General features: G+C 57.9%; 6 protein-coding genes. 3 read left to right on the top strand and 3 right to left on the bottom strand.

Translation table 11 applies throughout. From position 1 onward, the window contains the following. Window positions 1–1,591: 1,591 nt before the first annotated feature. A complete protein-coding gene (locus K227x_RS24255) occupies window positions 1,592–2,731 on the bottom strand; it encodes an N-acetyltransferase (protein ID WP_145174009.1) in 1,140 nt (379 codons plus the stop codon). Window positions 2,732–2,894: 163 nt separating this feature from the next. Beyond that, window positions 2,895–4,106 (bottom strand): DUF368 domain-containing protein, encoded by a 1,212-nt coding sequence (locus tag K227x_RS24260; protein WP_246146183.1) that lies wholly within the window; start codon window positions 4,104–4,106, stop codon window positions 2,895–2,897. A gap of 3 nt (window positions 4,107–4,109) precedes the next feature. Here K227x_RS24260 and K227x_RS24265 point away from each other — a divergent pair, with 3 nt between their 5' ends. Together K227x_RS24265 and lexA are read left to right on the top strand one after the other, a co-directional pair. Next, window positions 4,110–4,898, top strand: a complete 789-nt coding sequence (locus K227x_RS24265; RefSeq protein WP_145174012.1) for an undecaprenyl-diphosphate phosphatase — start codon at window positions 4,110–4,112, stop codon at window positions 4,896–4,898. Between the two features lie 96 nt (window positions 4,899–4,994). Then, window positions 4,995–5,594, top strand: a complete 600-nt coding sequence (lexA, locus tag K227x_RS24270; RefSeq protein WP_145174016.1) for a transcriptional repressor LexA — start codon at window positions 4,995–4,997, stop codon at window positions 5,592–5,594. A gap of 65 nt (window positions 5,595–5,659) precedes the next feature. Here the strand turns inward: lexA and K227x_RS24275 are convergent, their stop codons facing one another. Further along, window positions 5,660–7,420: a tetratricopeptide repeat protein gene (locus tag K227x_RS24275; protein WP_145174020.1), complete on the bottom strand. Its 1,761-nt coding sequence runs from the start codon at window positions 7,418–7,420 to the stop codon at window positions 5,660–5,662. A gap of 594 nt (window positions 7,421–8,014) precedes the next feature. Between K227x_RS24275 and lysA the strand changes: the two genes are divergently transcribed. After that, complete coding sequence (gene lysA, locus K227x_RS24280) at window positions 8,015–9,277, top strand: diaminopimelate decarboxylase (protein WP_145174023.1); 1,263 nt, start codon at window positions 8,015–8,017, stop codon at window positions 9,275–9,277. Window positions 9,278–9,385 lie beyond the last annotated feature (108 nt).

Raw genomic sequence — 9,385 nt, forward strand, 5'->3', positions numbered from 1 at the left:
TGTCGATTCAGTGAGCCGTGATCGCGTGAGCGGCCGGGAATTCCATCAATGCCCGTGGCCTGACGGCCAGCGGCTCACCTTTTGCCGTGCAAAGTTCGATTCAATCGACAAGTCGTCAAGAGTTTTGGCTGGACGACAAAGGGCCGAAAGTCTTGGCGACTTGCGCTACGGATGGAGCCAAATCCGTATCGCTGACTCGCGAAAGATCGGCGCCGGAGTCTAGACACGTTTTCGCGTTTTGCTGCCTGTAACGCAAAACCGCCAACGGTTTGTCGATTCAGTGAGCCGTGATCGCGTGAGCGGCCGGGAATTCCATCAATGCCCGTGGCCTGACGGCCAGCGGCCCACCTTTGCCGTGGAAAGTTCGATTCAATCGACAAGTCGTCAAGAGTTTTGGCCGGACGACAAAGGGCCGAAAGTCTTGGCGACTTGCGCTACGGATGGAGCCAAATCCGTATCGCTGACTCGCGAAAGATCGGCGCCGGAGTCTAGACACGTTTTCGCGTTTTGCTGCCTGTAACGCAAAACCGCCAACGGTTTGTCGATTCAGTGAGCCGTGATCGCGTGAGCGGCCGGGAATTACCATCAATGCCCGTGGCCTGACGGCCAGCGGCTCACCTTTTGCCGTGCAAAGTTCGATTCAATCGACAAGTCGTCAAGAGTTTTGGCCGGACGACAAAGGGCCGAAAGTCTTGGCGACTTGCGCTAAGGGCGAACCCCAATCCGTATCGTTGACTCGCGAAAGATCGGCGCCGGAGTCTAGCCCCGTTTTCGCGTTTAGCTTCCTGTAACGCAAAACCGCCAACGGTTTGTCGATTCAGTGAGGCCGTGATCGCGTGAGCGGCCGGGAATTCCATCAATGCCCGTGGCCTGACGGCCAGCGGCTCACCTTTGCCGTGCAAAGTTCGATTCAATCGACAAGTCGTCAAGAGTTTTGGCTGGACGACAAAGGGCCGAAAGTCTTGGCGACTTGCGCTACGGGCGAACCCCAATCCGTATCGCTGACTCGCGAAAGATCGGCGCCGGAGTCTAGACACGTTTTCGCGTTTTGCTTCCTGTAACGCAAAACCGCCAACGGTTTGTCGATTCAGTGAGCCGTGATCGCGTGAGCGGCCGGGAATTCCATCAATGCCCGTGGCCTGACGGCCAGCGGCTCACCTTTGCCGTGCAAAGTTCGATTCAATCGACAAGTCGTCAAGAGTTTTGGCCGGACGACAAAGGGCCGAAAGTCTTGGCGACTTGCGCTACGGATGGAGCCAAATCCGTATCGTTGACTCGCGAAAGATCGGCGCCGGAGTCTAGACCCGTTTTCGCGTTTTGCTTCCCGTAACGCAAAACCGCCAACGGTTTGTCGATTCAGTGAGCCGTGATCGCGTGAGCGGCCGGGAATTCCATCAATGCCCGTGGCTTGACGGCCAGCGGCTCACCTTTGCCGTGGAAAGTTCGATTCAATCGACAAGTCGTCAAGAGTTTTGGCCGGACGACAAAGGGCCGAAAGTCTTGGCGACTTGCGCTACGGATGGAGCCGAATTTGTTGCGATGATCCGCGTCAAAGGACGCTCGCGTGAATCCGAATTTTCGCTGGCCGAGGCTACACAATCGGCTTGCTGTAGATCCGATAGGTTTTATCCAACGTCGACCCAGCCGCTTCCAAGATGCCTCGCATGGCAGAATTGGTTTCCAAGATCCACGACATTTCGCAATGTTTGACTTGCATCGGTGCGTAGGCTTGGCGACAGAAATCGATCATCGCGAAGGTGATCGCGGCGCCGGTACGTGAACTCTGGTATTGGGGACGGATCCCCATCAACGGCACTCGCACGCTCGGGCAGCTGCCGAACTTCATCCGATACAACAGTTTCAACCAGCCCAGTGGAAACAAACGCCCGTCCAGATCGGCCGTCAATTCATTCAGGTTGGCGATCGCGACGATGAACCCAGCCACCTCGCCACCCACTTCGGCCAGCACGACCGAATCGGTGCCGAACAATCGGCGAACCATCATCGCCATGTCATCGACCTCGGCTTCGGTCATGGGGATGTGCCCCCAATTGTTCGACCAGGCCTCGTTGAAGATCGACAGCACCTGATGCAGTTCGGCCTCTAGATTCCGTTGATTGACGGTCCGCAATTTGATCCGCGGGTCACGTGCGGCCGAATGGATGATCCGTTCGATTCGATCCGGAAACGCCTTCTCGACCTCCAACAAATACGCGTACAGGTCGACTTCCTTGGCAAAGCCAGCCTGATCAAAATTGTGCTGATACCGCGGCAGACTATGCGCCATGAACACATAAGGCGGCCGGTGAAAGCCATCGACCAGCAATCCGGCTTCTTCGTTGATCGATAAATTGAAGGGCCCCAGCATCCGTTTCATGCCTCGCTGGCGCAGCCAATCGGCAGCGGCAGCGAACAGGGCATCGGCGGTCGCCTGAGAATCCTCGCATTCGAAAAACCCAAAATGCCCGTCACCAGCCTGCTGGTGGATCTGTGCCAATTGGCAAACCTGGGCTGTGATTCGCCCCACCGGGATTCCATCGCGTTCCGCTAAAAACATCGCCGCTTCGGCGTGTTCAAAGTACGGATTCTTCTTGGGATTCAGCCGCATTCGCATTTCCGCCAAGACCGGCGGGGACCATTGCGGATCGTCCTGATACAACGCCCAGGGCAGCTGCAGAAATCGCTGGATGTCTCGCGACGATTCAATCTTGCGAACGATCAGCGTAGACATAACGGTGGGGATTCCCTGAATTGGCTTGGCTCGTACAACGAGTCCGATCAACACGCCGATCGCCAGCATGCAACGCGATCATGCCAAGCGACGATGCGAAGGGCAATGGGAGCGTGCAGAGCAAGGGGAACGGAAACGTTCGGCGCGTCCGGTTGTGGCACCTTCACGGATCCTGCGGCGACTGCTGGCCCCCGGCGAAACGTTCGATCACCAGCACCGCGACAGCTGAACCGATCGCCAATGCTACCAGAGTTGGCAGACTTCCATCCCACTGGCTGGGCGAAACGTATTCCATCACCCGGAATTTCAATTCTTCGGACGCTGTTTCCGCCGTCGGACGCTGTAAAGGCCACAGTTTTCCGACACTGCCGATCATCAAACCCATCAACCACGCCATCGTTGCACCCCGGTGGTGCAGCAACAAGTAGCGTAGCAATCGCGAAAACGCCAACAGCCCGGTCAGACAGCCGGCCGCAAACACCGCAATCTGGACCAATGACCTAGCATCAAAGTTGCCGCGAGCCGCATCTTTGATCAACCCCGTCACGCCGTGGTAAACGCCCAACAGCAACAGCACGAATGCGCCACTGATTCCCGGCAAGATCATCGCACAGATCGCGATCGCCGCTGAAAAGAACAAATACGGCAAACTCATGTTGCCCGTCCCCATCGGAAGCAAGGTGATCACCACCGCTACCGCAGCACCGATCGACAACGACATCACCCGGCCAGGCGTCCAACGATCCACATAGCTGTGCACGATCCAGACACTGGCGACCAGCAATCCCAGAAACACCGCCAAGGTCTGAGGCATCCGATATTCCAACAACCAGTGCATCAGCCCGGACAACGTGGCCACGCCCGCCAGGATGCCAAACCCTAAAGCCACCAAGAACCGCAGATCCAGGTGCCGCGATGCTTCCGCCAGTCGGCGCTGTTTCACGAGCCCGAACCATTGCGAATCGACATGGCTGATCGCGGTGATCAACCGCGTGTAGTGCCCCAAAATCAACGCCACCGTGCCACCGCTGACCCCCGGCACGGTGTCCGCCGCCCCCATGCAGAAGCCTCGAATCACGTTGATGACGTCGCCGCCAAGGGTGTCGCAATCGTTCCTCGGGGTCGCCGTCACCGCTGCCACCGTTTCAACCGGACGAATCGGTTCAATCGGCGACATCGATTCATTCGAAGACGCCAAGGGATCGGTTGGGTTCGTGGGTTCCATCAGTGCTTCCTTCAAGCAAACCGGGCAGTGATACTTGGACCACCGACCATCCTTCGAATCCACCGTCATGCTCCGGCCGCACACTCGTTTGGCCACGGATGGTCCGGTGGTGTCCCATACCATCGTCTGACCTTCAAAGCGGATCAACATCACGTGCTAGAAATCTTGGTATTGGCCGTCGTCCAGGGGATCGCCGAATTCTTGCCCATCAGTTCCTCGGGTCACCTGGTGATCCTGGGCGCGTTGATGGGTGAATTAAGCGAATCGCCAACGCTGGAAGTGATCCTGCACGGCGGCACGCTGGGATCGATCCTGGTGGTCTATTGGCGGCGGATCCTGAACCTGCTGACCAGCGACCGACGCGTCATTTCGCTGCTGGTCGTCGGGACGCTACCGGCAGTGGTGATTGGGCTGACCATCAAGACTCAGTTCGAGCACATCATGCGCTATCCGCTGCTGGCCGGCGCGATGCTATTGGTCACCGGAGCAATCCTGGTGGTGCTGGGACGACTGAAACCACGGTCCGGCGTCTACCAAGAAATGACGCACAAAAATGCCTTTCTGATCGGATGTTTCCAAGCTTTCGCCATCCTGCCGGGGATCAGCCGCAGCGGTTCGACGATCCTGGGCGGACGCCTGCTGGGCCTCAAGAATGAAGATTCGGTCACGTTTTCCTTTTTGCTAGCTATTCCTGCTATCTTGGGTGCCACCGTTCTGACCTTGAAAGATGTCTATGAACAGTCGGTCGCTGGACAGCCCATGCAGTATTCAGGCATGGAACTCGCTGTCGGCGCTACCATTTCATTTCTGGTAGGAATTTTTGCACTGAAATGGCTGATCGGATGGAGTCGCCAAGACCGGCTCCATTGGTTCGCTTGGTGGTGCATTCCAGCCGGTTTTGTCGTCATTGCCTACTTCGGACACGATGCATTTTTTTCGTGATTCATCATGAGCCAGCAATGGACGCGTGTTTAGCGTGTGGTACAATCGATGTCACCGATGCGGCGTCTGCCGCTCACCACTAGTAGGAGCCGACAGATGTCCAGTCAACTAACCGATCGCCAGCAGAATGTCTACGACATGATCCGTGGCCTGATCGTCAAGCGCGGATACGGCCCGACCGTACGTGAAATCGGTGAACATTTTGGCATCAAGAGCCCCAATGGCGTGATGTGCCATCTTCGCGCTTTGGAACGCAAAGGGTTGATCACCCGCAGCCCGAACAAGTCGCGTGCGATCGAGCTGACGCATGCCGCCGACCGCAACGGTCACTCGCTGCCAATGGCTGGAATGGTCGCGGCCGGACCGACCACGTTGGCGTTTGAACAGAATGACCGAGTTGATTTCAGCGAAATGCTGTTCCGCGAAGACCGGTTCATCCTGCAGGTCTCCGGCGACTCGATGATCAACGCGCACATCGCCGATGGCGATTACGTTGTGATCCAAAAACAAGAGAACGCCGAACCGGGACAAATGGTCGTCGCACAGACCGACGAAGGCGAAGCGACCTTGAAGTTCTGGTTCCCCGAAGGCGACCGTGTCCGTCTGCAGCCCGCCAACGATTTGATGGCACCGATCTACGTGCGGAACGCTCGGGTCTTGGGCATCGCCGTTGGCGTCGTCCGCGCCGGCATCTAGTAACCGGTGGCATCTAGTAACCGGTGGCATCTAGAGACCGGTGGCATCTAGAAACCACTCGGCACCTAGTAACCCGAGGCATCCGCGGACGTTCCCTCGGCCCGCATTTGCCGGACAGCTTCGTCCGCTTGTTGATCTTCCCCCAAAGCGGTGTGGATCCGCACCAACAACTGCAGCGCGGACCGACGGGTCGAAGACTTGGCCGCCGCTGTCGCCATCAACGTATACGGCTTGGCTTGATCCAGCCGGCCGGTGTCGGCCAACAGAACCGCGAATCGCAGCAGCGCCGGTTCATACAACTGTTGATCCATCAACCGTTGGTATCGATCGATCGCTAAGTCGATAAGCCCCATCCGCACCAGCGAATCAGCCAACACGAACTGGCTTTCGGGGTCGCCCGGTAGCAAACGCAGCGCGTCCTCGGCATGGCGGGATGCTTCGGGAAATTTCCCGGACCAATGCATCACTTTGGCCAGATTGCGAAAGGCCACTCCCTGGTGCTGGGGATCCAGCGATTGATGGATGGCCTGATCGACCGCGGCAACCACCTCGGCCGCGGGCGCGGTCCCATCCATCCACTCGGACTGGACCAATGTTTCGATGATCCATACCGCCAGATCGCGATGGGTGTCGATGTTGGGATGAACGTGATCCAAAAAATACTCTTTGCCCAGACAACTGTGGCCCCAGTCTTCAACGCATTGCTGACGCAGTCGGCGTGCAAACGGCACCACCGGGACCTGTTGATCTTCAGCCACATCGGCGATCGCTTTGGAAATCGCCGTGGTCGCTCGCAAAGGACATACATCGCGATCGATCGCTTTGGCAAACAACGATTGGGCATCGTCGTATTGCCCGTCGGCAAACCGCTGTGTGGCGTCGTCAAAAAAGCTGTCCTGGTTCTTGAACGGGGCACAGTCTTTCTCGTTGCTGGCCGGTTCCACGAAGACGATCGCGGCGCCGGCGGATCGAGCGATCTGGACCATTCGATTCAGATTGGCTTCGTAGTGCGTCACGACCGCCGCCTGCCACGCGTCGTCTCGCTCGTAATCACTGGGGCCAACGGTATGGTTTAGCCGTTCGTCGACTTCGCCGGGAAGCATCTCGATGCCCCTGTCGTCATCAGCCAGCGGTGGTGCGAGTCCATCGTCCCCCACTGCACCGTCCGCAGGAGCTTGCTTGGTGGCGATCAAGTCGACGAACGCGTCGATCGCTGCAAAGGTCCGCGTCGAGCGCACCATCGATCCGATCGACTGCTGCCAATCTGGGGTCGCAAAGATCGACGCATAGGTCCGCCGCTCTAGGAATTCGTTGTGAGCGGTGTAGACGATGAACAGGTCTGGCTGGTAATCGGCCAATTCCTCCATCACCGCGGCAACTCGGTAACTGGCATAGCTGACCCCACCGGCATTGATGACCTCCCAATCGCTAGACGGATCGACTTGTGGCAATAGTCGCCGCAAATATCCGCTGTACGAAGTGGCATCGTCGAACGGACGCCCATAGGTGGTGGATCCCCCGACACAGAACACCCGCCGCGTCCCCGCCGGCTTGGGCGTCTTGAACCACTGCTGGTTGAACAGCCGAAGTTTGCCCGGCGCCGTGGTCATGACCGCGTCCCCGTCCGGGCCAACCGATGCCTGCATCAACGGTAGCGCTCCCGTAAAACCAACGTACGGATCGTCGACAATCCGGTCGCCGGGAAACCCGATCACAGCCAACGCGACTTCGATGACCAGGAAAAACGCAGCCAGCGTCGCCAGCGCAAACACCGCCTTCTTTCCAGTCGACAATCGTCGAACATCAGGGGGTGGTTCAGCCGTCAATCGATCACCCGATTTGGATTGCGAAAAGGTTGATGCAGGAAGTTCGATCCCAAAGATCGCAGCGCGATCACCCACACACATTTTTGGACCTCGCCCCCCAAATTATACGAAACCAGGCCACTGTCATCCCACGCCCTAAACGTGACGCCCCCAAACGTGACGCCCCCAAACGTGACGCCCGAAGGCGGCACCCAAACGACAAAGCAAGAACGCGACGCAACACCGAGGTGATTACGCCCAGGTCCGAGTCCAGGTCCAAGTCAAAAAAAATCTCGCCCCTCGCCCCTCGCCCCTCGCCCCTCGCCCCTCGCCCCTCGCCCCTCGCCCCTCGCCCCTCGCCCACCCAACAAGTTCCCCCATCCGAATCAGCCACTTCCAACATTCCTACGATGTGAACACCGATCGCACCTGCGGTGTCACTGAAAAACGGGGGCCCAGCACTCCCTTCCAATCCACGTCCACCCCACCCACTACAGGCTCGCTTGGCACTGGCATTCAAGGCCCTTCCCGCTATGCTTGGGGAACCTTTGGCGGACCGACCGACGTCCCCGCTATCGGGTGGTTAAAGTTTCTAAAGTCGAAGGCTGTTTGTTCATGTCCGCTCCTGTCGCGTCGTCTAACTCCAAAACTGTTCCCTTCACTCGGGCCCAGATTGACGAAATCCGCAAAACGCATCCAACTCCGTTTTACCTTTACGACGAAGCTGCGATTCGGGCGAACGTTCGCAAACTGAACGAAGCGTTTTCGTGGTGCCCAAGCTTTCGGGAATACTTCGCAGTGAAGGCGACACCGAACCCACGAATCCTACAAATCCTGATGGAAGAAGGATGTGGCGGCGACTGCAGCAGTCTGGGCGAACTACTGCTGTGCGAACGCATCGGCATGACGGGCGAAAAGGTGATGTTCACCTCCAACAATACGTTGGCCAAGGACTACAAGAAGGCTGCCGAGATGGGCGCGGTCATCAACCTGGATGACCTGTCGCATGTCGAATACCTCGACGAGAACGTCGGCACCCCCGATTTGATTTGTTTCCGGTACAACCCCGGACCGCTTCGCGAAGGCAACGTCATCATCGGCAAACCCGAAGAAGCGAAGTTCGGGTTCACACGCGAGCAACTGTTTACCGGATACCGGGAAGCCCAAACCAAGGGTGCCAAGCGATTTGGACTGCACACGATGGTGGCCAGCAACGAACTGAACCCTCAGTTCTTTGTCGAAACCGCTGTGATGCTGTTCGAATTAGCGGTCGACCTGCACAAGGAATTGGGCATCCGCTTGGAATTCGTCAACCTGGGCGGCGGCATGGGCATCCCCTATCGCCCGGGGGAAGCCGCCCTCAATTTCGAAGTGGTCGGAAACGGTGTCCGCGAAGCTTACGAGCGTTTGATCGGCGGCACCGAACTGGATCCATTGACGATCTATTTGGAAAACGGCCGGATCATCACCGGGCCCTACGGGTACCTGGTTACCGAAGTCGTGCATGCCAAGAACACCTACAAAAACTTTGTCGGCGTCGACGCTTGCATGGCCAACCTGATGCGACCGGGCATGTACGGTTCGTACCACCATCTATCGGTGCTGGGCAAAGAAGACGCGCCGCTGGACCTGACCGCCGACGTGGTCGGATCCCTGTGCGAAAACAACGACAAGTTCGCGATCGATCGCCAACTGCCTCAGGTGCAGCGGGGCGACGTGATGGTGATCCATGACGCCGGGGCCCACGGTCATTCGATGGGCTTCCAGTACAACGCCAAACTGCGAAGTGCCGAATTGCTGCTGAAGGAAGACGGCAGCGTCGATTTGATTCGCCGCGCCGAAACCATGGACGATTACTTCGCGACGCTAGACATCTAGCAATCGGCCGCGCAGTAACCGTCCACTGCCGGCCGTGATCTTCCTTTCCCGCATTTGTCTGTAACGCATTCCCATCGGTTCCGCTTAGCTGGGTAGTCGCACCACAGA

It is taken from the genome of Rubripirellula lacrimiformis (genome assembly GCF_007741535.1).
GTDB lineage: Bacteria > Planctomycetota > Planctomycetia > Pirellulales > Pirellulaceae > Rubripirellula > Rubripirellula lacrimiformis.

Excerpts from the sequence above, each read along its gene's own strand:
- K227x_RS24255 (WP_145174009.1), bottom strand. The coding sequence starts at position 2,731 with ATGTCTACGCTGATCGTTCGCAAGATTGAATCGTCGCGAGACATCCAG.
- K227x_RS24260 (WP_246146183.1), bottom strand. The coding sequence starts at position 4,106 with ATGTTGATCCGCTTTGAAGGTCAGACGATGGTATGGGACACCACCGGA.
- lexA (WP_145174016.1), top strand. The coding sequence starts at position 4,995 with ATGTCCAGTCAACTAACCGATCGCCAGCAGAATGTCTACGACATGATC.
- lysA (WP_145174023.1), top strand. The coding sequence starts at position 8,015 with ATGTCCGCTCCTGTCGCGTCGTCTAACTCCAAAACTGTTCCCTTCACT.